We start from the raw sequence: 25890 nt of genomic DNA on the forward strand, positions 1-25890 counted from the left end.
TAACAGGACATGATGGGCGCCTTTCTCTCTGTAGGTTTTAGTTAAACGTTCATAACTGCTTAAACAAGCGTTACTTTAAAGCATGAGAAGCTCCTTGGTACCTGGAGGTAGAACGATTTTTACGAAGACAACTATGAACGCTTTCAAGAGATGTGGTGTATGTTATTCTACAATAATGTTATGACATAAGAGTAGCAATCATGATAGCAGCTAGAAGTAATAAAACACAGATAAAATATGTTTTGGCGCCACGGATAACTATGTTGGAGTTGGTCTTAGGTTTACGTGTTTTTATTATAAGGAAGGCAACTAAGCCAAAGATAATAACCATTGCTGTTGAGACAAGGCCTATTGCAGGTTCAGAAGAAGACATTAAGCTACTACTGATATAAGCAACTAATAAACCTACGTTGTAAAAAAGTAAAAGCAAGTTTGCACACCTAAAAGAAGTGGTAGAAGATAAAAATATTTTTTGAGAATTAATGGCACAGTCACTAGGCAAACGAAGTTTAAAGTGTTCAAAAATCCCTTCTAGATTTTCAAATTCTGATAAGAAGAAGGTTTCAGTAGTCGTGCGACATAGAATGCCTTGGAACTTGTCTGACTTAAGCCTATAGGCTTTTACTTTAATAAAGTCCTTATACTTATAAGTTTGTGTTTTAGTATCGTGGATCAACGTCATTCCCTCTGCATCTACTATAAGTGTATGACCTAAAACAAGATACTTTTTTAAATAGTGATAGAGAGCTAATAGGATTAAGATAAGAAGTATCACAGTAAGTACACTACCAATAATAATAAGTTAAATAACCCAGCTCTATAGGTAGTAATGAAGTAGTCTTCTTTTAAAAGGATAGGACAACTCTCAGGAACCTTATGGGATAAAAGCTGCAAGATTGTTTCTAGTTCTATAAAGGAGGTAAGTGTGAAGGTTTTCTCGGCTGTTTGAAGTTTAATAAAATGGTAACCGCCTTGTTAGAAACAGAAACAACGATGGAGGTCATATCTCTGTAAGGAATCAGTAGCTCGTCTCCATTACCAAGTAATTTGAGTTCGTTTTCTTCGAATTCAAGAGAGAGATCTCCGGATACTGGAGAAGGCTTTACGAATCTAATGAATAAAAAGAACGCAATAATAAACCAACAACCAGTGAAGATAAAAGGGGAAAAGGAAGAGTCAGACTGTAGGTATGTAGTTATGATAGAGAAAATTATTCTTAAAATATAGCAACTTACGAAAAGGATAAACTGTAAACAAAGCAAGCGATATAGCCAAGTAAATAAGGTGTTACCAGTAGGTTGAGTTTGAATAAATTTCTTATGTTCCATAAAATACCTCTAGTAGATTGAATTTTTATAAAATTTATTCTATTATAACATAAAAGTGCTAAATTATGCTAATGCAAGTACAAGGTAGATATAGTCTTTGTTGTAGATACAGGTTATACCTTGAAGAAGCTACATACAGCGAAGAGGAGTATTGAGGAAATCATAAGACTTTTACAAGAGGAATATCAGTTAGATGTAGACGTTTCTATTATTGATTTTAAATATGGCAATGGCCAGGGGTAGTATATGATATTAAGGCTATTGAAAGCACGAAATGGTTTAAAGAAGGGCAAGAAATAAAGGTATTACCTATTATCTCTGACCCCACATCAGAAGATAGTGATCAAGATGGTCTAAAGGATGAGAATGATAAATATCCCCTGTTTACTTCCATGGCTACTTAAGTAAACTTTGCTCCAAGGTATGACAATAGCTCCTCAGCACTTGTATACGGACAGAACGGTGCTCACGAAGACAGCTATGAAAGTTCAATAAATGCTGCATAACGTTTTTGGTTTAAAGGTGTGTTTTTTAATTTGAAAAAAGGATAAAGTTCATTTTCCTTATTCAGGTAAAGTTGCAGGTGTTTTTTCTGCATTTTTATAATAAAAGGAGAAGGTTTGCGTGAAGAGGAGAGATAAAGTCCCTGCTGAGTTATATAAACAGTTTCGAATGAAATATACATAAGAATACTTATGAGTGATAACAAGTAGACCCTAGAGAGCTTATGATTATGCTTTATTTTACTTTCGTATCGAGAACGTCTCATTTGAAGCCAATCATCCTCTTGACCAGGAATAATTATATCTGGGTTATTACCCCATTCTTCATAATCAGCAAATGCTTGTACGCCAGCTATTTTACTTTGCATGATGACATGTTCTTGTTGCGTAGCTAGATTTGTGTAACTACTTAGGGCCATAGCGTTAGAAGCCAAGATAAGAAGATAAGCAAAAAGTCTAGTTTTTGAGAGGGGAAAGAGAAGCATTATGATGCCACTTTTCTTAGCATGATAAAAAGTAATGATATGAAAAATACAGGATAAAATCACCATTAAACATAAAAAGCTAATAAACATATGCTCCTCCTATAAACAGCTATAAATTTTCAACATACCCTAAACACTAGACTGCATTCAAGTGTGCATTAATGAGAAGATATATAGTGACAGATATATACAGAATATTATAATATTAATAAAGTGATAGCAAGAGTCTAGTTTATCATAAAGGCAGGAGAATTAAATGATAGAGACTAAAGGCTACAGTAATGAGTGTAAAAGCTGTAGCAAAGTAAATGTGGATTTTGGATGATTATAAAATATACTGAAAGTTTAATTTTTTAGTATATAAAATGATAGAATTTATTGGTAAACTATAGGCATATCAAGTATAAAAAGGGGTGTTATTATGGCTATGTGGAACCCATGGCGTGGCTGTCATAGATATAGTGAGGGCTGTAAATACTGTTATATTCATAAAGGCGATGATAAGCGGGGCATAGATACAAATGTCATTGTCCGCACAGACAAATTTAATGTTCCTATTGAGAAAAATAAATCAGGGGAATACAAAATTAAAGCAGGGCAAACCGTTTATCTTGGCTTTTCAACTGATTTTTTAATTGAAGATGCCGATATATGGAGACAGGAATGTTGGAAGATGATCAAAGAGCGTTCAGACTTGCATTTTATTTTTCTCACAAAAAGAATTGATCGATTTATGAACTGTATTCCCGTAGATTGGAACGATGGATATGATAACGTAACTGTTGGCTGTACAGTAGAAAACCAAGAGACTGCCGATTATCGTCTTTCCATTTTTTCTACCCTACCTATTAAACACAAAAATATTATTTGCCAACCTTTAATTGAAAAAGTCAATATTGAGAAGTATTTAAAAGATATAGAACTGGTGGTAGTCGGCGGCGAGTCTGATAAAGATGCTAGGCCATTTCATTATGATTGGGTACTTGATATAAGAGAGCAATGTATACGAAATAACATTCATTTTGAATTTCGGCAATGTGGCACTCATTTTATCAAGGATGGTAAATATTATAAATTGTCAGTTCGGGATTTATGTTCTCAGGCAAAAAAAGCCAATATCAACTGCTAAAAGCTCTTGTGATTTCATTCAATAGAAAGGGGGAAATGCAGCATGCGTATTCATAGTGATAAGGCCTTTAATATCAGCCCACCACATAGTCTACTTGATCAATATGTCCTCTTCTATAATATAGTTTTCCCAAAGCAAAATATGTTCGTAGAACATTATACGCTTATGCCGGACGCATGTGGCACATTGTCTCTTGCCTATAATGGAAAAGATATTTTAGCTGAGTTATGGGGGGCTTCTGTAACCCCTACTTTGCTTGGAGCTGAACCCAACCAATATCAAGTTATGCTATTGATACAACTTTCACCTTGTGGATTATATCAAATAACACACTGCCACCAAGCTGAATTTGCGGATAAGCGTATGCCGCTCAAAGATGTGGATAAGGAGCTTTTTAATTCCCTCTGCCGTGCTTTTGAAACCGCAAACAATGTAACAGAATTATTTAGTATGTGTGATAAGATTCTATATAACTATATGGCGTACTGTGTTGTTTCAGATGCTTTGTTCTTTGCGACAAAAACCATTTCAGATCATCAGGGTCAAATACTTGTTGCGGAACTGGCTAAAAAGGTCGGTTATAGCCAGCGGCATTTAAACCGTCTTTTCTTAATGCAGATTGGAATGAACGTCAAAAGCTATACCCGTCTTGTTCGTTTTAATGATGTATTAAGGCATATACAAAAATCGCCATGTTTCTTTGCGGCGTTGTCGCAACAAACCGGATATTTCGACCAAGCTCATTTTGATAAAGATTTTAAGGCCATTAGCGGCGTTACCCCTGAAAACTATTTGAAATACATGTCTGATTTTTACTATGATGCCACAGAGGTATCCACTATACTATCATCAAGGAGGGGATAATCTATGAAATATCAAGGATGTTTATTAGCAGTTAAGGATATGGAGATATCAAAAAATTTCTATGAAAAGGTTCTTCAGCAAAAGATTTTGATGGACATTGGTGTACATGTTACTTTTGAGGGGTTTTCTCTACAACAAGGGTATGCCGAGTTAATTGGCGTTCCATCAGATAGCGTCCAAGAAGAATCAAATAATTTTCAAGTCTACTTTGAAGTAGAAGATTTGGATACGGTGTACACCGAGTTAAAACGTACACCAGGTATACTGTGGGTACATGAGATAAGAGAATATCCTTGGGGACAGCGTGATGTTCGGGTGTATGATCCGGACAAGCATATCGTGGAAATTGCAGAGGATATGGGGGTAGTTATCAAGCGTTTCATTGGGCAAGGTATGTCGGTAGAAGAAGTGGCGGAGCGCACTATGTTCCCTCTTGAAGTCGTAAAACAGTATATGCATTTGTAATCAATTTAGACTTATCTATTAACAGTAGCAAAAGAGCTATAAAACGCTTACAAAATCTTGCGTTTTATAGCTCTTTATTTATTATCCGTTGTCAATTTATTTCTTTTCGTATAGAGCATACCTCTTTAATTCTTTTTCCAAAGGTCTGGTGTAAGTAGCAAGAGAATAGGGTAAATTTCCAGACGTCCTATAATCATCAAGATAGAGAAAACGAGTTTACTGACATCACTAAAGGCAGAGAAATTACCCGTAGGTCCTACCAGGCCAAGACCAGGTCCGATATTATTAAGTGTAGTAATGACCGAAGTAAGGGTGGTAGTAAAGTCAAACCCATCTAAAGAAATAATGATGATCCCGATTGTAAAGATAATCATGTAGATGAAGAAATAGTTAAGGACACTAAGTACCGTTTTGTCGTCTATCTTTTTGCCATCCATACGAACAGAGTAATAACCATTAGGATGGATAATTTGTTTTAAGGAATGCTTGATGCTTTTAAAGCAAATAATAGCACGGGACACTTTAAGACCACCTGCTGTAGAGCCAGCACAGCCGCCGATAAACATTAAAATGAGAAGAATCATTTTACTAAACATAGACCATTCATTAAAGTCTGCTGTAGCATAACCTGTGGTTGTCATAACAGAAGCTGCCTGGAAAGAAGAAAATCTAAGAGCTTCACCAAAGGAACCATAAGTATGACGTGCCAGTAAATCAACGGTAATAAGTAAGATGGCTCCTAATAAAATGCAAAGATAAACCCTGAGCTCATTATTCTTAAAGAAAGTCTTGATATTCCCCTTAAAAATCAAATAATAAAGGGAGAAGTTTACACCACACACGATCATGAAGATAGTGATAATCCAGTCAATCAGTGCGCTATTATAATAGCCTACACTGGCATTCATATTAGAAAAACCACCTGTACCTACTGTTCCTAGGGCATGGATGAAAGCATCAAACACATTCATACCAGCTAGGCACAGAAGAAGAACCTCTACTAGGGTAATACCTAGATAAATACTATAGAGAATTTTAGCTGTCTTTCCCAGTTTAGGCACGATGCGGCCAACGATAGGTCCAGGGCTTTCAGCTTTCATAATTTGCATAGAACCTGTCCCTAGGGAAGGTAAAATAGCAATAGTAAGTACTAAGATCCCCATGCCTCCTATCCAGTGAGTAAAGCTTCGCCAAAAGAGAACACCATGTGGTAGTCCTTCAATAGCGGTTAAAATAGAAGAACCTGTCGTTGTAAGACCAGAGCTTGATTCAAAGAAGCTATCTATAAAAGATGGAAAAGCACCGCTTATGTAAAAAGGGAAAGCTCCAAAAAAAGACATAAGGAGCCAACCCATAGCTACAATAGCAAACCCATCTCTAGCATAAATATTTTTAGAAGTTGGTTTAATGAAAGAGAGCGTAGCCCCTACTGCTAGAACGATACTTATTGTGATGAGGAAAGCAGGTAGGTCCCCATCTTGGTATAAGAAAGCCACTAGCGTAGGCGGTAGTAAAGCAATAGCCTCACAGATTAATAATATTCCCAAGCTTCTTAATACTATTTTTAAGTTCACCGGTGATTCCTCCTGATGTAGTATCCATAATATCTTTTAAGTGAGAGATATTTTTATTCGTAATGACAAGCACCCTATCTCCTGGATTAATCATTGTTTGACCGTTTGGTACAACAATCTCTTTTTTCTTCACAATAGTGGCGATGAGTACATCAGGAATAAGGCGGAGTTTATAAAGCGGTATATGAATCAGAGGATCATCGGCTGATGCAATAAATTCAATAATCTCACCTTTGCCACCTACAATGCGGTGGAGCGCCTCTACAGCTTCCCCACGTACATATTTAAGAATACGATTGGTGATAATGTCATGAGGTGTAATGATGGTATCTAATCCTAACCCCCCTATAACAGCATTACTATAATGACGGCTTATTTTAGTAACAACACGAGGAACCTCACTTTGCTTAGCAATTAAAGAAGAGATGATATTTTCTTCATCACGTCCTGTAAGAGCAATGAAGCTATCTACTGCCTCAAGGTGTTCCTGGGCTAGAAGCTCGCTATCTGTGCCGTCCCCATGAATAATAAGGGTATTAGGTAATTCTTCAGAAAGGGCTTCACAAACGGCACTATCATTTTCTATAATTTTAACCTTGATATGCATTTCATTAAGAAGACGTGCTAAGTAATAGGTGATTTTCCCCCCACCTACAATCATAATATTTTTAACCTTTGAAGGCTTATCATGAATACGTTTACAAAACGTATAAATAGCAGCAGATTTTCCAATAGCATAAATGGTGTCATTTGTTTCTAGTGCTGTATCACCTGTAGGGATAATCAGTTTATCCTCCCTGATAATAGCACCAATTAAAACGGAAACCCCAAATTTATCACCAAAGTGCTTCATTTTAGTTCCAATTAGAGGAGAGTCCTCTTTAAGAAGGACCTCTACCATACGCACACGACCTTTTGCGAAATTTTCAAGGCGGATTGCACCAGGAACAGTAAGGACCCTAGCGATTTCATCAGCAGCAGCTTCTTCAGGATTAATAACCATATCCAGGCCTAGATCTTCTTTAATAAGAAGGAGTTCTTTGGCATATTGCGGATCGCGGATACGCGCAATAGTACGGTGTGCACCTAATTTTTTAGCTGTCAAACAACAGAGCATATTGACTTCGTCGCTTCCTGTTACAGCAATGATGAGATCGATACTTTGGCACCCATTCTCAAGTAAGGTACTTGTGCTTATGCCTGTTCCTTTAACAGGAAGTACGTCTAAGTTGTTCTCAACTTTTTCGAGTGCTTTGGGATTGTTGTCGATAATTGTAATGTCATTTCCCTGGGCGGATAGGTGAGTAGCTAATGCGTAGCCAACTTTACCGGCGCCAATAATAATGATTTTCATAATGACTCCTCATAAATATATAGATAATTTAGTATAAGCATATTATACAACGTATTATACAACTTATTGTAAAATACAGCTAGCAGATTAATAAGAAAAACCTAAAAAAGAATGAGGTCCCTAAAAGAGGTAACAAATAGACTACATAAAGTCTTTAACCACCATATGCTAAATTGCAAAGCATTATAAAAATATCAATGATTATGGTATAATATAAGTAATGAGTGTCAAGGCTAAAAATAGACAGGTGTATAAAGGAGGGGAGCTATGAGATATATTTTATTAAGTAAAAATCAAATGCTTTTAGAATTTAACTTAAAAGGAACATTAGTAGATGAACTAAGAATGTTAGGGCATAAAGAACTTTTGCCAGAAATCCTAAAGAGCGGGAAAGAAGCGGCTCTCCAACATTGGTTAGGTACACGAGGAATAGATACGACTAGGACTAACGCCAGAGTACTATTAAATGAATTAAAGTTAAAAAGTGATCGTGTTAGTGCCGTGGTGTTTAATAAAGGTTTAAATATGACAGACTGCTATTGGATTAAAGATACTCAAAAGGACGGAGATATGACCTTTGAGGATGTGAGCTTATATAGGAAAATAAATATCAAAAGTATTTCTGCTCTATCCATTAGTGGGCGAGCAGCCAGGGTGCCTACTAGTATTAATCATGAGGTTACTAATATTGGTTCCTTTAATAAAGCATGGATTAAAGAAGATGGAGCGTGGTGGCTGTACAAAACAGGAAGCATCTACAATAATTATGCCGAGCTTTTCACCTTTTATTTAGGAAAGCACTTAGGAATGGATATGGCGATTTATAAATATGCAGTGAATCCGGAAGTTAATGCTAAAGAACATCTTATCGCCTCCTTGAATTTTACTAGTGAAGACTATATGCTAGAGCACTATGACTCCTTTAGATACCGTTTTGAAGATGTAGGGCTAGAAGATGATGAAGAGATTATTAATAATCTTAGAGAAGTAGGGCTTAATGGAGCATATGAAAATATGCTAATGCTAGATGCACTAGTTGCTAATACAGACAGGCATGAATTCAACTTTGGGGTATTAAAAAAAGTAGATACAGGTGAAGTAGTGAGATTTGCACCTTGTTTTGACCATAATCTAGCTCTAAATGCCCATCTTAATAATGGCGAGCCGATAGGCTTAGGTCTTTATAAGCTATGCAAAAGAACTGTGGGTACAGCACGTATGAAAGCATTTCTTAAAGAAATGAGCATAGAAGATATTTATGAAATAGACAAGAGGGTAAGAGAAAACTTAAGGACAGATGTAGAATTCAAATTTGTAATAGATTATTTTAAAAACATTTTACAGGACTTAAAAAATAGCGATAACTAGGTATAAATGCAAAAAAGGCGGTTACCAAGTAATGAATACATGGTAACCGCCTTCTCTTTTGCCCCAGACTCTAGTTAAACCTCCATAGCTGCCTAAGTAAACTTTGCTCTAAGGCAAGGGGTAGCTCCTCAGCACCTGCATACAGATAGAACGGTGCCTACGAAGACAGCTATGAAAGTTTAACCCATGAGTGAGGAGCTCCTTAAAGTCTCGGCTCGGACGGTCCTTCCTAGGAAGCCGTGACCTTAAGACTCTGGTTAAAAAACTTTATTTGGTATTGCTAAGTGTAAAGCATTATGAAATAACTTATAAATGAGCGCCTCCCTTGCAGCGCATCAGTGAACATTTTCCTTAGAGCCAGAGGTACCTGTAACGACAGATTGAGACTTGGTCGACCCGGTCAGTTCCTCAGATTGAAGCTGTGGTGATTCTGCTGTGGGAAGTTATTTGTTTTATCTTTACACCTTTATATATGTGGGCAAGAAGTGGAATCCCTAATAAAAGGTGGAAAAAATTTTTGCTTAGTTCAAAAAAGGCGTTTAGGAGGGAAATGAGAGGTGCTGCCTGTCCTACAGGGTTCCGCTCCGTATTTTTTGAGGCACTAAGGCTCACTTTTTTAATGAACGCCTGAAAACTCCCGATGGTCAGACACTCAGGCTAAAACCCATTAAAAAAGTTCGCCAAGTGCCTCTAAAAAATACTACGAAGTCCCCTTACGGACAGGCAGCACCTCTCATTTCCACAAACGTTTTTACGGAAATAAGCAAAAAAGAAGATGAATAAAGTGTAAAAAAGAAGTTGAAGATAAAGCAAAAATAGAAAGTAAGTAAAGCAGAGACAAGCAAAAAAAATGAGTAGAAGTGAAAGGAATTATAAATTAAACTGAGCCACTTTATACACCAAAGGAATGGCAAACCCATCAGGCTAAGAGCTGGATTAAGCTTGGAACGTTTATAGATTGGAAAGAAGTTGATGCAAGAGTAGAGGACTTTATTGTGGTAAGCTCAGGAAAAGGGCTAGAGCAAGTGATTCAAAAGTCTCAAGTGCATTTCGGGTATATTGCAAAGAAGTAGATAAAAAGATTATTTTTGAGAAAAGAACAATAGTATGGGAAGGCTAGCTGAGGCTAGTCTTTTTGTATGATTTTTTACTGAACAACTATTGAATAAAATATTATGAAAATATAGAATGGTACTTAATAACATTAAGGGATGGAGGATGAGCTTTGGAAGCTAGAAAGATAGGTTATTAAAGCTTAATAAAAGAGATGAACATTTTGGTAATCATACTCGGCATCATTATTATCATGATTGTTACACAGATTTGGGCACTTACTAAATTCATCAAGCAAATCAAGTCAGGAGAATATGCAGATCAAAAGGCATATAAAATTTTTAGGGGAATATGGCTTGTAGTGGATAGCATAGCATTTTTGAGCACTATGCTATTTATTTACACATGTATAAAATCCGCCTACATAGTTAGTGATTACACGACTCAAGCCTATGGCTGGGTGCCCTTTATAGTATTTATTTTTATGGTGTTACCAAGCAATATAGCAGGAGGGATTTTAAGGGCTATTTATCTGACTAAAGGAGCATAGGTATTTAAGGAAAGAAAGTGATAAAACTTATGGGGAATTATATTTACTTTAATACAGGGAAAACATTAGAAGAGTTAGAGGAAGTTATAGAGGAGAAAAGCTTATTTGAATCACACTTAGTAGTAACTTGCCAAGCTCTAAGGCAGAAAAAACTTTGTGACTTTACTGAGGAAGATATAAGGATAATGATTGGTCAGCAGCTAAGCTTACCTTATTTGGTGCCTATGGCTTTGGAGATATTAGAAGATAATATTTTTGCAAGAGGGAACTATTATCCAGGAGACTTACTGAAGGCAGTGGCCAATATCCCAACAGCATTTTGGAAGGAACATCCCCGATATAAAAGTGATTTGACTAACTGCATTGAAGAACAAGTGAAATTCTTAAATGGAATATTACAAACACTTAAATAACTTTAATTTGAGCAAAACTATAATGCTATATGAGAAACACGGTGTAATAATAGCAAGAAGATAATAGAATATGAATATATAGAGGAAGCATATCGTTTAAAGTGGCGATATGCTTTTTTGCGTTTTATAAGGGCATTGTAAAGCTTGTAGCAAAATAAAACTTGATTTTGGATAATCCTACAAATACACTTAAAACTTATGGAAAATTAACAAAAATATTAATATTTAAGTTATAATAAATTCAAATAAGCAAGGGGGAATATCATGAAGCTTAACAAGGAACAGCTAAAATTAGCAGAAAATGGTGCTATGGGGTACGCTGTTATTAGGGGAGTAGCAGGTTCAGGAAAAACCTCAGTCGGTGTTGCTAGGATACCATACCTTTTAGAAAAATATTGTAATGGTCAAGATAAAATATTATTTGTCACATATAATAAATCCCTCACTAAATACATTGAGTATTTATATGAAAAGATGGAAAAGGTACAAACCATTAGTTTATTTGATGAAGCTAATAAAGAGAAGAATGTAGAAGTTAAAAATATAGATTCCATCACCATGAAATATTTTTGCAAGTGGAAAGCAGACGAACAAAAGGAACTAGAAAATATATGGAAGATCCCCAATGAAATAGTAAAGGAAGCCATTAATAATATTAAAGACCGTTATCCAAAAGTGAAGCTATTAAACACACAAAATCTGAAGTTTCTTCAAGATGAGATGAACTGGATACAAGGAAGTAATTATACAAGCCTAGCAGCTTATCAAGAAGCAGAGCGCTTTGGTAGGACTGTAAGTAATGCAGAAGGGCCAAGCAAGCTTTTCAAAAACAGCATGAGCCGGGAAGCTATATTTAGCCTGCTAGAAGAAGTAGAGCGCTTGCTACTAAAACAAGGAAAAGTAGATGGCTCTCGGGCAAATAGCTTAGCTTTAGAGTATATCAAGACTCAAAGTAGGCATGAGTGTTATAAACATATTATTATAGATGAAGCTCAGGACCTAACCAAGGTGCAGCTAGACTTTATAAGTGAATTAAAAGAAGATTCGCCGGAGAGCTCCATTTTATTTTTAATGGATGTGGCCCAAAGCATTTATCCTCAGGCATGGCTTACCAAGGGGAGGTCCTTTAAAAGTATTGGCTATGATATGAAGGGAAAAGGCTATAAGCTCACTAAAAACTATCGTACTACCACAGAAATCTCAGAATGTGCTTATAGTTTATTAGCCAAAGAAGAAACCTTGGTATCTGATTATGATTTCGTAAAACCATCTCTCCTAGAAAGGCATGGTGAGTATCCTGTTTACAGACATTTTGCAACCAGCGAGGAGCAAAATCTTTATATAGTAAGGCTGATTAGGGCACTGCTTAAGCAAGGTTACTCATTAAAGGATATTGCAGTTGTATCTAAGCTTAATAAAAATCTAGAACTTTTGCAGGACCATTTAAAGGAAAAGGGTGTAGAGAGCTTTGTCTTTAAAAACAATCAAGAAGAAAGCTTTGGAGCAGATAAAGTCAAACTACTGACCATGCATTCTATTAAAGGGCTAGAGTTTAAGGTGGTCATTTTGGCAGACCTTAATAGTGATGTGATTCCCTATCCTCAAAAAGGTTTAGAGGAAGAAGAGTTAAAAGATGAGGAAATGCTGGAGCGAAAGCTACTATATGTAGGTATGACAAGAGCCCAGGAAAAACTTTTTATGTGTTCCTATGGCACAGCCTCTAAGTTTATAGCAGATATTAATACGCGTTATTTAAGTATGCAAACAGGTAGCCGTATGAATGCTTTTTACCGTTTGCCCTACGGGGATTATTTGTATACAGAAAGCATTGCTCAGGCTAACCAAGAAGAGGAATCCGTTAGACAATGGGTGATATGTGAGCTCATGACGAATTACGGTTATCCGAAAAGCCTTATACAGCTAGAGTATCCCGTGAGAAACTTTTCTCAGACAGGAAAAGTAGATGTGGTGGTGATGAACGCCAAGACCAATACACCTTATATTTTCATAGAAACTAAAAAAGAGACTGTTAGCATCGAAGAAGCCATTGACCAGTTAAAATCCTATATGAATGTGAGTAAGGTGAATTACGGCATTGCTACTAATGGTAAGAATATAGCTTTTTTAAATGACAAGTTTGAAAGGATTAGTGATATTCCTATTTGTAATGCAAGCATTTTACCAAGCTCAATAGAAACGTATAAATATGTAGACCGTATAACCCTTAGAGAAACGGTATTCGAAAGAGACTTAAGCGCCCTAGAAGTCTACGTAGCCGAAGTTCGCCAAAAGCCAGAAGAACTAAAGCGTATTAAGGTGTACTCAGATATAGCCGCCGGTATCCCTATAGAAATTGTAGATGAAATAAGAGGTACCTTTGATTTGCCAAGAGAACTCCTTAGGGGCAAGGAAAGTGTTTATATCCTGCAAGTTAAGGGCGATAGCATGATAGAAAAAGATATTCAAAATGGAGACTATGTGGTGATAGATTCATCAGCTGCCGTCAATGACCAAGATATAGCTGCTGTGTATTATAATGGTGCAACTACCCTTAAACAAGTCATGCATATGGGAGATAGTGTGCTGCTCATTAGTGCTAATCCTAAATATGAACCTATTCATATAGAAGAAGGGGATTTGAGTATTATGGGGAAATTGGTAGGTGTCATTAAGAAGCTATAAAGTTGGAAGAAATAACTATGCAATTATTGCATAACAAAAAGGCGAACACCAAGTATAATAGATACAAAGTGTTCACCTTTCCTTTTAGCTCAGACTCTAGTTAAACTTCCATAGCTGCCTAAGTAAACTTTACTTCAAGGTATGACAGTAACTACTCAGCACCTACATACAGACAGAGTGGTACCTACGAAGACAGCCATAAGATTTAACCCATGAGTGAGGAGATCCTTAAAGTTTCGGACCGGACTGTTCTTGCCTAGGAAGCCATGACCTTAAGACTCTGGCTAAAAACTTTATTTGGCACTACTAAGTGTAAAGCCTATAAAAACAACTTATAAATGGCGTCTCCCTTGTAGCTCACTAGTGAACATTTTCCTTAAACTCAGAGGTACCTATAACAATGACTGAGACTTGGTTGACTTGGTCAGTTCCTCAAGTTAATGCTGTGGTAATTATGCCGAGAGAAGTTGTTCGTTTGAGCTTCACACTTATAAGTGTGAAAAATACACTGAGTTTTAGGACGAATTTAACTAAGGGGTCACACATCCCTTGAAAAAATATATAGAATTAGCTATCGTTACGGTTTTTAATAAGGTGAGAAGTGTCATATCCATGTTCTTGAAGATAGTTAAAAACATTTTCATGATTAAAAATGACTTTCTCTTTATGATTATTGAGAGACATCAAATCCATATAATCTGTAGGGTTAAAAGGTTTCTTTTGCTTGATAATGTGATAGATACAAACTAGCATCATGCGAGAAATGGCAATAATAGTTTTTTTATGGCCCCGTCAACTTTTGATACGTCTATATTTAACTCCATAATAAGGTTCCTTTTTACTTCTTATGGCAGATAAAGCGCACTGAACAAAAAATGGTTTAATATATTGAACAGCTTTACCAATACGAACATATTTTTTCTTACCTGCACTTTCATTATTACCTGGAGTAAGCTTTGCCCAAGAAGTAAGGTGTTTTGCATCTTCAAAAATAGATATGTCCGTACCTATTTTAGCAAGAATTATAGTAGCACTTAGATTAGGGATAGTAGAAATGAGTTCAACTAGTTGCCAGTAGGGTTTAATACGTGCATAAAGCTCAACTTCAGTTTTGGTAATCATTTCTTCAATATAATCTAAATATTGTTGTGCAAGATGAAATTTCAAAGCTTGATCAGATTCAATTTTATATACATTAATAGTAGCAATGATGTCATCTGATTTTGCTTGAGCACCTTTTTGAATAAGTTTACGACAAGCTTTTTCATCAAATGATTCAGCAGTGTTTTCAAGTAGGTAAGAAATAATCGGGGTTGCTGTCTTACAAAAGGGATCAGTTAGAACACTAGCAATACCAATATTTGAGACAGTCATAGAATTTTGTAGATGATTTTTTTCAAAAGCTTTCATGCAAATCAACTTAAAACGATAGCGGGAAATTTCACGTAACTGACGAATATCTTTAGGAGGGATAAAGGAACTTCTAACTAAGTCAAACTTATAAAGGTCAGCAATCCATTTAGAATCTTTTTTATCTCATGTAATCATTATACTTGATTAGCACTTTTTGTTGGACTAAATACATTCAAAAGCAAATATTTCCGTAAATCTATAAGTACTTTATAGCAATTGATTAGAACCTACTAGGTTCGGTCAAAACCTCAAATTTTAGCTGTGATAATTATGTTGAGGGAATTTGTTTTACAATCTACCATATTTCATTTTGGAGTTATTCTAGTATACAGAATAGGTTAATTTTAAACAAATCATAACAATAATGATATGTAATAAATAAAAAGAAAAAAATGTAGAATATAATAAAAATATAGGGTGTGTAATATAGAATCAAAAGGGGATGAAGAGTAAATGTTAAATTATAGTTTACCTAAATACGATATGTATAGAAATAGAATTAAACAAGCAAGAGAAAGAGGAGATGAATGGGAGACAATAAGTCTAGAGAACGATAAAGAAAAGTTAGAAAAATTTATTGAGCAACAAAGAGAATTAAATTTCTGGGATATTACCTCTGAGCAATGGGTAGATTTAGTTAATTTACAAAAGGATGCAGAGAGAAATACTATAGAAATAAAATATAGAACTGAACAAGCAATGTTGATGGACGAAGGACAAGATAGTGATGTAACTATCCCTCAAGATGAGAGATCTTCATGGCAATTATATAAAAAGCATTTATTAGATCAAGGATTTAAGCCTAAAGTAGTTCAGAATATAGAGGATACTACTTTAAAGTTACTTAGAAGATTAAACAACAATACAGTAGATATGGAACCTATTAAAGGCCTAGTAATAGGAAATGTTCAATCAGGTAAAACAGCCAATATGGCAGCCTTGATGGCGATGGCGGCTGATTGGGGATGGAACATGTTTATGGTACTATCTGGTACAATTGAAAACTTACGTCAACAAACACAAAAAAGATTATTTAATGATTTAAATAAACCAGGAAACATTAATTGGAGAGGTTTAGAGCATCTTTCAAAAAAGTCTACATATGGACAAAGAGCACAAGATCTAAGATTTGAAGAAGACTCTGCAGATAGACATTTTACAGTTTGTTTAAAGAACTCAGGTAGACTAAGAAAATTAATAGAATGGCTACAGGCAGACCCTAATAAACAAAAACAAATGAAAATTATTGTAATTGATGATGAAGCAGACCAAGCAGGAATCAATACTGCTGATATTACTAAAAATGAAAGAAAAACAATTAATAAATTAATTGTAAATTTAGTTGAGGGTAGAGATAAACAAGGAAAAGAAATAACTACAAAATATAGAGCGATGAACTATATAGGTTATACAGCAACACCATATGCTAATATTCTAAATGAAGCAGCTCCAGAGTCACTATATCCGCGTAATTTTATATCTACTTTAAGTGTATCAGATGAATATTTTGGCCCACAACAGATTTTTGGTGTTGATGGTATGGAATATGATGGGATGAATATCATTAGGTTAATAGAAAAAGAAGAGCTAGATATAGTAAAAGAAATACATGATGGTAGTTATATGATGCCTACAGAATCTCTTAAGGATGCAATGTGTTGGTTTATATGTGGCGCAGCAACCATGAGGTACTGGGGATATAATAAACCAATTAGTATGTTAATACATACGAGTCAAAAACAAGATCATCATGAATATGTATCAGGGGTCATTAATGATTGGTTTGCTACATCATCAAAAGATAGGATATTAGAGAGATGTAGTAAGATATGGGAAGATGAAACCAATGAACTTACTCTAGAGGACTTTAAGGAGCAATATAAGGATTATGGTAGAATGGATCAAGTTAGAGAGTATCCTAGTTTTAATGAAATAGAAGAAGAAATTAAAAAGTTAATCTATTATCCACTTTCAAATATCAGATTAGATGAAGAGCAAGAATTTGAGTATCAAGAAGGTATACATTTATGCATTGATAACTGTAAAAATTCAGGAGTCACTGAAGATGGTATGTATGTGAGATTAGCATATCCTGACTCTAATAATATGCCTGCAGTTGCACCTGTATTTATTGTAGTAGGTGGAGCAACTCTGTCTAGGGGGTTAACTATTGAGGGGCTAATTAGTACTTTCTTTTTGAGATCGGTGGGGCAAGCTGATACTTTAATGCAAATGGGAAGATGGTTTGGTTATAGAAGAGGATATGAGTTATTACCAAGATTATGGATTACAGAGAGAACCAGAGATCAATTTAGATTTTTATCTACTCTAGATAAAGAATTAAGAGAAGAAATATTACACATGGATACACTTGGAACAAGTCCTATGAGTTATGGTCCTAAAGTAAAAAATTCTCCTAAATGTAGCTTCATTCGTATCACTGCAAAAAATAAGATGCAAAGTGCAGAAGAGACAGATATGGATTATAGTGGTACATCAAATCAAACTACTATATTTGAGAACTCTAAAGAAATTCTTATGAACAATAAGCTTATTACAGAAGAATTTATCAATTCTTTAGGAGTATCAGAGAAGAATAGTAACAAACATGCTCAAGGAGCCCTAATATGGAGAAATATTAGTTTTGATACTATTTATAGTGGCTTATTAAAGAACTTCCAATTTTCAAGAAGAAACAAAGTTTTTAATGACATTGAGAGTGTGAAGGAATGGATTGGAAAAGTTACCGAAGAAGGGAATTTAGCTAATTGGAATGTAATTGTTTCAGGTAAAGGTAAGGCAAATCAAGAAGATAACAATTGGAAATTTATTAATGGAAGTGTTGATAAGGTAACACGTACAAGACGAAAACAGAATGATAATGAAATGACTATTGATATTGGAGTACTAAGAGAACCTAAAGATTTAATTGCAGATGTAGATATAGAGAGTTTAGATCAAGATACTAAGTACTTAGTAGAACATTATACCCCAACGGCAGCAAAAGATATTCGTAGTAAAGCCGGTTTAGATTTGACTCCACAATTAATCATATACCTTATTGATAAGGGTTCAAAAGCTACGACTACAAACAGAAAAGATTTAGAGGCAGAAGAAGATATCGTTGGTATTTGCATCAATGTTCCTGGAGGAAGAAGGGGTTCATCCTTAGCTAAAGCAGTATCAATAAAATTTGAAGATACATTATTTAATAATGAAGGAGATGTGGAGGAGTAGAATGAAGATAGAAATAGCTGAACCAGCGAGAATGACCCAATCAGGGAGCTCTCTATTAAGATTAATACAAAATAATGATATGCCGATTTTAGATTTATTAGTAAGAGAGTCTATACAAAATAGTCTAGATGCATATAGAGAAGATGCTAAATATGTCAATGTCGAGTTTCTTACAGGTGAATTTGAGGCAAAGTCATTGAATAGCCATCTACAGGGAATTCAAGAAGAATTAAATAATAGATATGAAGGAAGAGAGAGTAGGTACATTGCAATTCGTGACAGCAATACAAAGGGTTTAACAGGAAAGCTACATTTTGATGATGTAGAAAATAATGATTATGGAAATTTATTAAAGTTAATCTATGAGATTAGTAAACCTCAAGAAGCACTTGGAGCGGGAGGTTCATGGGGATTAGGAAAAACTGTATACTTTAGGATTGGAATTGGACTAGTTATTTATTATAGTAGAATACTTAATGAGAATGACGAATATGAATCTAGGCTTGCAGTTTCAATGATAGAAGATGAGAACTCTGTAGATTCAATTATTCCAAGTATTAATGGCAAGATTAAAAGAGGAATTGCTTGGTGGGGAGAGTCTATAGGTGAAAATAAGACTAGGCCTATTACTAATGAAACAGAAATAGAAGAAATCTTAGATATATTTAATATTAGACCCTATGGCAATGAAGAGACTGGGACAACTATATTAATTCCCTATATCAATACTAAAGAACTACTAAATAGTAATAGGCTGATACATGAAGATGATGATAAACAAGAGCAGTTACCATTTTGGCATCTAAATATAGAAGAGTTTATCAAAGTTTCTGTACAAAGATGGTATGCCCCTAGATTAAATAATCAGCATTATAATTATGGAAGATGGCTGAGAGTATTAGTTAATGGAGAAGGCATAGGCTTAGATAGCATGGAACCTGTTTATAAGCTGATACAGGGATTATACAATAAAGCCATACAAAAAGAATCTATAGATAAAGATTTACAAAGTGTTGATATAAATGTAAAGGCAATAAATTTAAGAAATGTATTGTTAGAACAACAAGCAGGATGGGTGGCGTATACTAAGATAAATAAAAATCTATTAAAAATGACTCCACCAACAAATAAATTAAGCCCATATATCTATATAAACCAAGAGAATTTAGATGGAGATACCAATAGACCAATAGTACTATTTACAAGAAAACCAGGAATGATAGTTTCATATGAAACAAGCGGTCCTTGGGTTGATTCTATACCATCATCAGGTAAGGATGAATTTATTATTGCAGTTTTTGTCTTAAATTCTAACAATATGGTTGTAGGAATGGGAGAATCTCTTAACCTTGAAGAATATATAAGAAAGAGTGAAATGGCAGATCATACTTCGTGGAGTGATTGGGGAAATAGTCAATTAAATCCTAGAATAATTAATAGGGTACAGGGCCATGTTCGAGCAACAATAACAAAGAGTTATAAAGAAGATGACAATACAAATGGAAACAAGTTGAATTCTGGATTAGGAAAGTTATTTGGGGATTTATTATTGCCGCCAGAGAACTTTGGTAAAAAGCCAAGTGCAGGGAATGATACTTCATCAAAATCAAAGGTTGTAGCTAAACATAAAGGAGCTTCATTAAAGTTAGATAATGACAGTATTAAGTTTACATCTAGTGGCGTACAAATTAGATTTAAAGTAGAGTGCTCTAGTAAAATAAGTCAATTAAATCTAGAGGCTTTTATTGCTATGGAAAGTGGGAGACTATCTGTAGAGCAATGGGAAGATGAATTAGGACAAGAAATGCCTTTTGAAGTTATTAGTGCATTAGTTGATAAGATAGGATATAAGGGACAAGAGACTAGAAGTTGTGATTTAAGAATTGATAACTGTAGTGCTGAAATGAGTACAGAAGGAATTGATCTAAAGCTTTTATATTCAAAAAATGGAATCCCTTATGGACTAAGTGTTACAACTAAAGAAAAAGCTTCATTAATTATAGAAGGAACTATGGGAATTAAAGTAAAACAAAAGAATATAAGAACTGTATTAAATATTTTTACTAATGAAGGAGAGAAATAATGAGCAAAGATTTAAATTTATTTCCTACCTTAACAGATGAAATGAAATCAAAAATTCGTTTTCAAGCAAGTTCATACATGTATAGTTACTTTAAAGATTCAACTAAGCAAGGGTTACAAGATGAATCAATAGATGGAAGTAGTATGGTATATAAGATTTGTGATGAAAAAGGGGTATGGAGTCCTGATAGCTATAATTTAATTATAGCCAGACAATATACTTTAAAAACATTTTCTTGTTTGTTTGGTAGTGAAGGAATTGCGTGTCGAAATGCAGAGTTAGGGATTGCAATAATATGGACATCAACAACTTCAAAACTACGAGGCGTAATCGAAGTTGGAAGTATTATCAACAATGGCCAAACAGAAGTATGTTTAGAAGTGGAAAAAGTCTTTGAGGTTGCAGAACTTAGAGGTAGTGTTGAACTAACAACAATTATTTACCTTAAGAGATCTGGAAATCCTAATAGTAATGAAAATCACTTAGCAAATACAGAAGGTTACATCTTAGGAGAACTTGATAAAATAGTAATTATGCTTGATGGCAATGGATCAGTATTCCCTATTTACGAGGTAAATGAACCAAATCAGCCACTATGGTATATAAAATGTGATTGGGAAGATCCAACCTATGATTTATTTGCAGAATGTGTATCTATAAATATAAATACAGCTCATCCTAACTATAAATATTTAGATAGAACAAAGAGAGCATATGATGAGCAACTTTTAAAAGAAATTATATCTAGTGCATTAATGATAATTATTATGAAGTTAAAAGATAGTGAATATTGGGTACAGACAATCAATCAAGAAGGACTTGAAGTAGGAAGTGTATCAGAGGCCGTTAGCTATTTTATTACTACATTGGGATGGGAAACGACTTCTATAGAAGCACTTGCAATATCAATTAGAAAGTTCTTCGATAATAGAATGTAGGTGAATTATGATATTTAAAACACTAAATATGACAGAATCAAGAAAAGCTATGGAAGAATGGATAAGGCTATCTCCTAACCTACCACCAATAGATGATCAATACATAGTATTGAGAAATACTTTAATAGAGATGAATAAGGTGGTTAGAGAAAATTATAGTAGGGACTATGATATAGATCTTAATTTTGGAATCAAGTTATATGTATATTTAAATAGTGTTCAAGGCTTTAATCTTAGAATGGCTTCAAATGATGATTTTTGGAGATATTTATCACTAAAAGTGGTACCAGATTTAGTCTCAGAACGTTGGGGAAAAGATAATAGAAGCCACTTTTATGAAAGGGCATCGAGGATTTGGCTAAGATCACTTTGGTGGTATATTCATTTAAGTTGGCAAGGTGATGAGGAAAGTACGTATGAAATCTTAAAAAATAATACAACAGATGAAATACTAAACTTAGTAGAGAGAGCAGGTCGCAAGGGATATTATCTAGAAGTTTATAGAAATATAATGTATTTCTATAGCAAGGTTCAACAGCAAAAAACTACAAATAGAAAATTATTTAGAAATATAATGATCTTAAATACGGCAAGATGTACAGTTATTGAACCAGGTCTTTGTTTAGGAGGAGAAAGAGAATATGTAAAAAGCATTTTCAGAGATTTGGGAGAAAAGATTTGATGAGTAGGCCAGAAGTAATAGATATATTCTCTGGATGCGGCGGATTAGCATTAGGATTTCAAAAGGCAGGATTTAAAATTACTCATGGTATAGAGCTTATGCCAGAAGCTGTAAAGACAGTATCCTATAATATTGACTGGAGATTTGGAGAAGAAACATCTCATATTTGCGGAGATATTACACAAATGGATACAAGTATTTTTAAAGAAAGAATAGGCAAAGATGGGTGCATAGTGATTGGTGGACCACCATGCCAAGCATACTCTCTTGCAGGAAAAGGTAAACTACGATCCCTGGGACAGCATAGAATCCATACAAATGATAAGAGAGGATATTTATTTCAAGATTTTTTAAGATTTGCAATAGAGCTTGATGCTAGAGCTGTTATTATGGAAAATGTACCTGAGGCTGTGAATTTTGGAGAAATTAATGTACCACAGCTAGTTTGTGAGGAGTTAGAAAAATATGACTATAATGCTATATGGACTATACTAAATGCTGCCGATTATGGAGTACCGCAGATTAGAGAAAGAGTTTTTGTTATTGCAATCAAAAAAAATGAGAATGTGAGATATGAGTTACCGAAGGCTACATATGCCTCAATATTAAGTGATAGAGTAAGTAATGAAATTCGTTTTAGAAGATTTAATAACTGCAAGAATTTTAGAGTGCCTAACATAAATAAAAATGGAGCTAGCCAATGGGTGACAGTAGGAGATGCCTTAGGTGATTTACCTAGATTATTTGCTACGGCAAACAGTAAATATAAGTTAAATTCATTAAATATTGAAATGAAGTATCATACGGATATACAAAATGGGTATCAAAAAATAATGAGAGAATGGTATGGAAATGGTAATAAAACAGTAACAGGAAATGCTTTTAGAAATAATGCTAGGGATTTTAAAATATTTGAGAGAATGAAACAAGGTGACAATTACGCAGATGCAGCAAGAATAGCAGATGAAATATTCAATGAAAATATAAAGGCAATGGGGATTAATGAACAAGATAATTATGAAACCTTTATGCGATTAAAGAAAGAAATTATACCACCCTATAATCGGGAGAAGTTTATTGGGAAATGGAGAAAGCTTAATATGAATGCACCTTCACATACATTAGTAGCACACTTATCAAAGGATACGTATAGTCATATTCATCCTTTTGAACCTAGAGGAATATCGGTTAGAGAAGCCGCAAGACTACAATCTTTTCCTGATGATTTCTTCTTTAACTGTTCAATGGGGGAAGCATTTAAGCAAATTGGAAATGCAGTACCTCCTTTACTAGCAAAGGGAATTGCAGATTCTATTATAAGTTGTTTTGAGGAGGGATAATAGATGGAAATATTAGAGGAGATAAGAGAAAATTTTGCAGCAGCTCAAAATGGAATTAGAAAATTAACATGTCTAGCAGATGAATATAGTGCATGGACCATTAGAAAAAATGGTGAGTATGGTGTAGCAATCCCGTTTAATAGTAGAGTGGAAATTTTAGAAAGGTTTGCAAGTGCTAAATTATGTAATGAAGTATTAATTATAGAAAGTAAACAGCAATCTATGTTAATATTAAGCTGTACCATTGATGAGTATAGGTATGAATTTGCAAGTATTTGTGCTCAGTTTGTTGATCCGGGTAAAGATGGAAGTGACCGAAAAGCAATTACTGAATCACCAAGAGAATGGTGGAAACGATGGAAGTTGCTTTTGGGAAATGCTGTATATGAGAAGCAAGTATACAGTGTGATTGGAGAGCTATTAGCACTTAAAGAACTCATCCAAAAAGATAAAACTATCCAATGGACAGGAGCAAATGCGGGAACACATGATATTGAGTCAAACCAAGAAAGCTATGAAGTTAAGTCAACAATTAAAAGATATGGTGCAACTATTACTATAAGTGGACAACACCAATTAAAAAGTAGCAAGAAACTATACTTATATTTTTGTAGATTAGAAAAATCTCAATTAGGTGAGTCAATAAATGACTTGGTTAAAGATTTAGTTGATTATGGATATGAAAAGCATGTATTAGAAGCTCAGCTAAATAAAATGGGATTTGAATTAGGCACTAGTATAAGAGATGAAAAATATAAAGTTTTAGAGAAAAGAAAGTATGTAGTTAATGAAGCATTTCCTCAAATAACTGACAAATCATTCGTTGGAGGAAAGATTCCAAATGCCATTATCAAGATACAGTATACAGTTGATTTAGAAGGTTTAGCTTATGAAGAATGGTAAGTCAAGATAGAGGATGGGAAATAAGATGTTTAATGTAGTTGAGACATTTAGTGGAATAGGGAGTCAAGCAAAAGCGTTAAGGAATATTGGATTTAATGCTAATATAGTTGCTACCGCTGATTGGGATATAAATGCAATTATTGCATACGATCTAATTCATCATGGGAAACAAGATCTAACAGCATATAATCACTATTCAGAACAACAATTAAATGAAGAGTTAAGTAAATTTACATTAAGTGCAGATGGAAAAAGTGCAATGACAGAAAAGGCAAAAAAAGTATTGCCAATTCATTTAAAAAAGATGCTCTTATATGCAATCAGACGTTCAAATAATCTTGTTAGCATTACAGATATTAAGGGAAAAGACATATCAGATAATATTGACCTATTAACATATTCCTTTCCCTGCCAAGACTTATCTGTATGTGGATTTTGGCATGGAAACACTTCAGGTATAGACAGAGATGCTAACAATAGATCAGGAATGTTATGGGAAGTTGAAAGAATCCTTGAAGAAATGTTCAAATTAGGCAAGAAAATGCCTAAGTTTTTGCTTATGGAAAATGTCTCTAATATATTATCTAAGACACATGAGAAGAACTTTAATGAATGGAAAGGATTTTTATCAAGTTTAGGATATTATAATGTTGTATACAAATTAAATGCTAAGGATTTTGGAATTCCTCAAAAACGAGAAAGAGTATATATGTTAAGTGTACTTGTGGGTAATGATGCGCTAAAATTGATGGAACTAAAAAGATATTTAGATGAACATAAGTTAGAGAATATTAATGAAATAAATAGGCTTAAAAGAAGAGAAATATCACTTAGGGAGATACTGAAGATAAATTATGAAGAAAATCCTCTTTATAGAGAAGAGGCAAATTATAGTCAACCTAATGATACACCTTCCAGACAACGAATATTTGAAAAGAATGATGTATTATATGATGGAGTCAATATAAAAGATATCATTGTGAATACAGTAACAACTAAGCAAGATAGACATCCAAATTCAGGAGTTATAGTCTATGATAGTGGGCGCAGTGGTAAAGCAGTATATAGAAATTTAACACCTAGAGAGTGCTTTCTACTGATGGGATTTGATGAGGAAGATTTCCAAATCCTTATTGAAAATAATATAGATGTAAATAAGCGAAGAAAACTATTTACTAAAGAAAAACTTATAAAAATGGCTGGTAACAGCATTGTAGTTGATGTACTAGAGGTTATATTTAGACAGATAAGGGAAATAGAAGAGATATTGTAATTAAATAAGTAAAATAAATTATGTGGACGAAAATAATACCATTAAAATACAATTTAAGACAGCATGCTTAAAATGAAACTCCAATTTAAGTGTGCTGTCTTTTATTTAAATTTTATTAAGTGATATCTATAGAATATGTAGTAGAAGTTAAGAAAATGATTTCTATTACATATTCTATAGTGTAGAGAACTAACAACTTTACGTTATTAAAAGAGGCAAAACAGTTTTTTAAAGGATAAGTAATTATCATAGG

Annotated in this window: 21 protein-coding genes and 1 pseudogene; 15 read left to right on the forward strand and 7 right to left on the reverse strand. The window is 34.3% G+C overall.

From position 1 onward, the window contains the following. Nucleotides 1-178: 178 nt before the first annotated feature. Nucleotides 179-775, reverse strand: a complete 597-nt coding sequence (locus tag CLOLE_RS01300) for a hypothetical protein (RefSeq protein WP_013655268.1) — start codon at nt 773-775, stop codon at nt 179-181. 673 nt (nt 776-1448) lie between these two features. Between CLOLE_RS01300 and CLOLE_RS23755 the strand changes: the two genes are divergently transcribed. Further along, a complete protein-coding gene (locus CLOLE_RS23755; protein WP_270049150.1) occupies nt 1449-1571 on the forward strand; it encodes a hypothetical protein in 123 nt (40 codons plus the stop codon). A gap of 235 nt (nt 1572-1806) precedes the next feature. On the opposite strand, the gene CLOLE_RS01305 is transcribed toward CLOLE_RS23755, so the two are convergent. Further along, nucleotides 1807-2406 carry a hypothetical protein gene (locus tag CLOLE_RS01305; protein WP_013655270.1) on the reverse strand — a complete coding sequence of 200 codons (600 nt, stop codon included), beginning with the start codon at nt 2404-2406 and terminating at the stop codon, nt 1807-1809. Nucleotides 2407-2737: 331 nt separating this feature from the next. On the opposite strand from CLOLE_RS01305, the gene CLOLE_RS01310 reads away from it, so the two are divergent. The 3 genes from CLOLE_RS01310 to CLOLE_RS01320 are packed head-to-tail and all read left to right on the forward strand — an operon-like array spanning nt 2738 to nt 4774. After that, complete coding sequence (locus CLOLE_RS01310; RefSeq protein WP_013655271.1) at nt 2738-3445, forward strand: DUF5131 family protein; 708 nt, start codon at nt 2738-2740, stop codon at nt 3443-3445. A gap of 42 nt (nt 3446-3487) precedes the next feature. Beyond that, complete coding sequence (locus CLOLE_RS01315; RefSeq protein WP_013655272.1) at nt 3488-4309, forward strand: helix-turn-helix domain-containing protein; 822 nt, start codon at nt 3488-3490, stop codon at nt 4307-4309. Between the two features lie 3 nt (nt 4310-4312). After that, a complete protein-coding gene (locus tag CLOLE_RS01320; protein WP_013655273.1) occupies nt 4313-4774 on the forward strand; it encodes a VOC family protein in 462 nt (153 codons plus the stop codon). 125 nt (nt 4775-4899) lie between these two features. On the opposite strand, the gene CLOLE_RS01325 is transcribed toward CLOLE_RS01320, so the two are convergent. Together CLOLE_RS01325 and trkA are read right to left on the reverse strand one after the other, a co-directional pair. Beyond that, on the reverse strand, nt 4900-6348 hold the full coding sequence (locus tag CLOLE_RS01325) for a TrkH family potassium uptake protein (protein ID WP_013655274.1): 1449 nt from the start codon (nt 6346-6348) through the stop codon (nt 4900-4902). Then, nucleotides 6299-7702, reverse strand: a complete 1404-nt coding sequence (gene trkA / locus CLOLE_RS01330; protein WP_013655275.1) for a Trk system potassium transporter TrkA — start codon at nt 7700-7702, stop codon at nt 6299-6301. Before trkA ends, CLOLE_RS01325 begins: the two co-directional genes overlap by 50 nt. Nucleotides 7703-7969: 267 nt before the next feature. On the opposite strand from trkA, the gene CLOLE_RS01335 reads away from it, so the two are divergent. The 4 genes from CLOLE_RS01335 (at nt 7970) to CLOLE_RS01350 (ending at nt 13768) form a co-directional block, all read left to right on the forward strand. Continuing rightward, nucleotides 7970-9070, forward strand: a complete 1101-nt coding sequence (locus CLOLE_RS01335; protein WP_013655276.1) for a HipA domain-containing protein — start codon at nt 7970-7972, stop codon at nt 9068-9070. A 1267-nt stretch (nt 9071-10337) separates the two neighbouring features. Next, complete coding sequence (locus CLOLE_RS01340) at nt 10338-10673, forward strand: hypothetical protein (RefSeq protein ID WP_162145055.1); 336 nt, start codon at nt 10338-10340, stop codon at nt 10671-10673. Nucleotides 10674-10702: 29 nt separating this feature from the next. After that, nucleotides 10703-11086, forward strand: a complete 384-nt coding sequence (locus tag CLOLE_RS01345) for a contact-dependent growth inhibition system immunity protein (protein ID WP_041712858.1) — start codon at nt 10703-10705, stop codon at nt 11084-11086. A gap of 264 nt (nt 11087-11350) precedes the next feature. Next, nucleotides 11351-13768, forward strand: a complete 2418-nt coding sequence (locus CLOLE_RS01350; protein WP_013655279.1) for a S24 family peptidase — start codon at nt 11351-11353, stop codon at nt 13766-13768. 567 nt (nt 13769-14335) lie between these two features. Here the strand turns inward: CLOLE_RS01350 and CLOLE_RS23405 are convergent. The 3 genes and pseudogenes from CLOLE_RS23405 to CLOLE_RS23955 form a co-directional block, all read right to left on the reverse strand. Further along, entirely contained in the window at nt 14336-14524 is a 189-nt protein-coding gene (locus CLOLE_RS23405; RefSeq protein ID WP_193763564.1) for a hypothetical protein, read from the reverse strand. A gap of 36 nt (nt 14525-14560) precedes the next feature. Then, entirely contained in the window at nt 14561-15142 is a 582-nt protein-coding gene (locus tag CLOLE_RS23410) for a transposase (protein ID WP_193763565.1), read from the reverse strand. Nucleotides 15143-15151: 9 nt separating this feature from the next. Next, a pseudogene (locus CLOLE_RS23955) lies at nt 15152-15292 on the reverse strand (IS110 family transposase); the annotation flags it as partial. A 342-nt stretch (nt 15293-15634) separates the two neighbouring features. Between CLOLE_RS23955 and CLOLE_RS01360 the strand changes: the two are divergent. The 7 genes from CLOLE_RS01360 to dcm are packed head-to-tail and all read left to right on the forward strand — an operon-like array spanning nt 15635 to nt 25637. Next, nucleotides 15635-18418: a Z1 domain-containing protein gene (locus CLOLE_RS01360; protein WP_013655280.1), complete on the forward strand. Its 2784-nt coding sequence runs from the start codon at nt 15635-15637 to the stop codon at nt 18416-18418. A 1-nt stretch (nt 18419) separates the two neighbouring features. Continuing rightward, nucleotides 18420-20501 (forward strand): hypothetical protein, encoded by a 2082-nt coding sequence (locus tag CLOLE_RS01365; protein ID WP_013655281.1) that lies wholly within the window; start codon nt 18420-18422, stop codon nt 20499-20501. Then, complete coding sequence (locus CLOLE_RS01370) at nt 20501-21439, forward strand: hypothetical protein (protein WP_013655282.1); 939 nt, start codon at nt 20501-20503, stop codon at nt 21437-21439. The genes CLOLE_RS01365 and CLOLE_RS01370 overlap by 1 nt, the downstream gene beginning before the upstream one ends. A gap of 28 nt (nt 21440-21467) precedes the next feature. Continuing rightward, complete coding sequence (locus CLOLE_RS01375) at nt 21468-22121, forward strand: DUF6339 family protein (RefSeq protein ID WP_242825763.1); 654 nt, start codon at nt 21468-21470, stop codon at nt 22119-22121. After that, a complete protein-coding gene (locus CLOLE_RS01380; protein ID WP_013655284.1) occupies nt 22121-23461 on the forward strand; it encodes a DNA cytosine methyltransferase in 1341 nt (446 codons plus the stop codon). Before CLOLE_RS01375 ends, CLOLE_RS01380 begins: the two co-directional genes overlap by 1 nt. Nucleotides 23462-23464: 3 nt before the next feature. Further along, nucleotides 23465-24364: a PD-(D/E)XK motif protein gene (locus tag CLOLE_RS01385; protein ID WP_013655285.1), complete on the forward strand. Its 900-nt coding sequence runs from the start codon at nt 23465-23467 to the stop codon at nt 24362-24364. A 13-nt stretch (nt 24365-24377) separates the two neighbouring features. Further along, a complete protein-coding gene (gene dcm, locus CLOLE_RS01390) occupies nt 24378-25637 on the forward strand; it encodes a DNA (cytosine-5-)-methyltransferase (RefSeq protein WP_242825764.1) in 1260 nt (419 codons plus the stop codon). The last annotated feature ends 253 nt before the right edge of the window (nt 25638-25890 follow it).

It is taken from the genome of Cellulosilyticum lentocellum DSM 5427, from assembly GCF_000178835.2.
Taxonomy (GTDB): domain Bacteria; phylum Bacillota; class Clostridia; order Lachnospirales; family Cellulosilyticaceae; genus Cellulosilyticum; species Cellulosilyticum lentocellum.

Excerpts from the sequence above, each read along its gene's own strand:
- CLOLE_RS01305 (WP_013655270.1), bottom strand. The coding sequence starts at position 2,406 with ATGTTTATTAGCTTTTTATGTTTAATGGTGATTTTATCCTGTATTTTT.
- CLOLE_RS01310 (WP_013655271.1), top strand. The coding sequence starts at position 2,738 with ATGGCTATGTGGAACCCATGGCGTGGCTGTCATAGATATAGTGAGGGC.
- CLOLE_RS01315 (WP_013655272.1), top strand. The coding sequence starts at position 3,488 with ATGCGTATTCATAGTGATAAGGCCTTTAATATCAGCCCACCACATAGT.
- CLOLE_RS01320 (WP_013655273.1), top strand. The coding sequence starts at position 4,313 with ATGAAATATCAAGGATGTTTATTAGCAGTTAAGGATATGGAGATATCA.
- trkA (WP_013655275.1), bottom strand. The coding sequence starts at position 7,702 with ATGAAAATCATTATTATTGGCGCCGGTAAAGTTGGCTACGCATTAGCT.
- CLOLE_RS01335 (WP_013655276.1), top strand. The coding sequence starts at position 7,970 with ATGAGATATATTTTATTAAGTAAAAATCAAATGCTTTTAGAATTTAAC.
- CLOLE_RS01340 (WP_162145055.1), top strand. The coding sequence starts at position 10,338 with ATGAACATTTTGGTAATCATACTCGGCATCATTATTATCATGATTGTT.
- CLOLE_RS01345 (WP_041712858.1), top strand. The coding sequence starts at position 10,703 with ATGGGGAATTATATTTACTTTAATACAGGGAAAACATTAGAAGAGTTA.
- CLOLE_RS01350 (WP_013655279.1), top strand. The coding sequence starts at position 11,351 with ATGAAGCTTAACAAGGAACAGCTAAAATTAGCAGAAAATGGTGCTATG.
- CLOLE_RS23405 (WP_193763564.1), bottom strand. The coding sequence starts at position 14,524 with ATGATGCTAGTTTGTATCTATCACATTATCAAGCAAAAGAAACCTTTT.
- CLOLE_RS23410 (WP_193763565.1), bottom strand. The coding sequence starts at position 15,142 with ATGACTGTCTCAAATATTGGTATTGCTAGTGTTCTAACTGATCCCTTT.
- CLOLE_RS01360 (WP_013655280.1), top strand. The coding sequence starts at position 15,635 with ATGTTAAATTATAGTTTACCTAAATACGATATGTATAGAAATAGAATT.
- CLOLE_RS01365 (WP_013655281.1), top strand. The coding sequence starts at position 18,420 with ATGAAGATAGAAATAGCTGAACCAGCGAGAATGACCCAATCAGGGAGC.
- CLOLE_RS01370 (WP_013655282.1), top strand. The coding sequence starts at position 20,501 with ATGAGCAAAGATTTAAATTTATTTCCTACCTTAACAGATGAAATGAAA.
- CLOLE_RS01375 (WP_242825763.1), top strand. The coding sequence starts at position 21,468 with ATGACAGAATCAAGAAAAGCTATGGAAGAATGGATAAGGCTATCTCCT.
- CLOLE_RS01380 (WP_013655284.1), top strand. The coding sequence starts at position 22,121 with ATGAGTAGGCCAGAAGTAATAGATATATTCTCTGGATGCGGCGGATTA.
- CLOLE_RS01385 (WP_013655285.1), top strand. The coding sequence starts at position 23,465 with ATGGAAATATTAGAGGAGATAAGAGAAAATTTTGCAGCAGCTCAAAAT.
- dcm (WP_242825764.1), top strand. The coding sequence starts at position 24,378 with ATGGGAAATAAGATGTTTAATGTAGTTGAGACATTTAGTGGAATAGGG.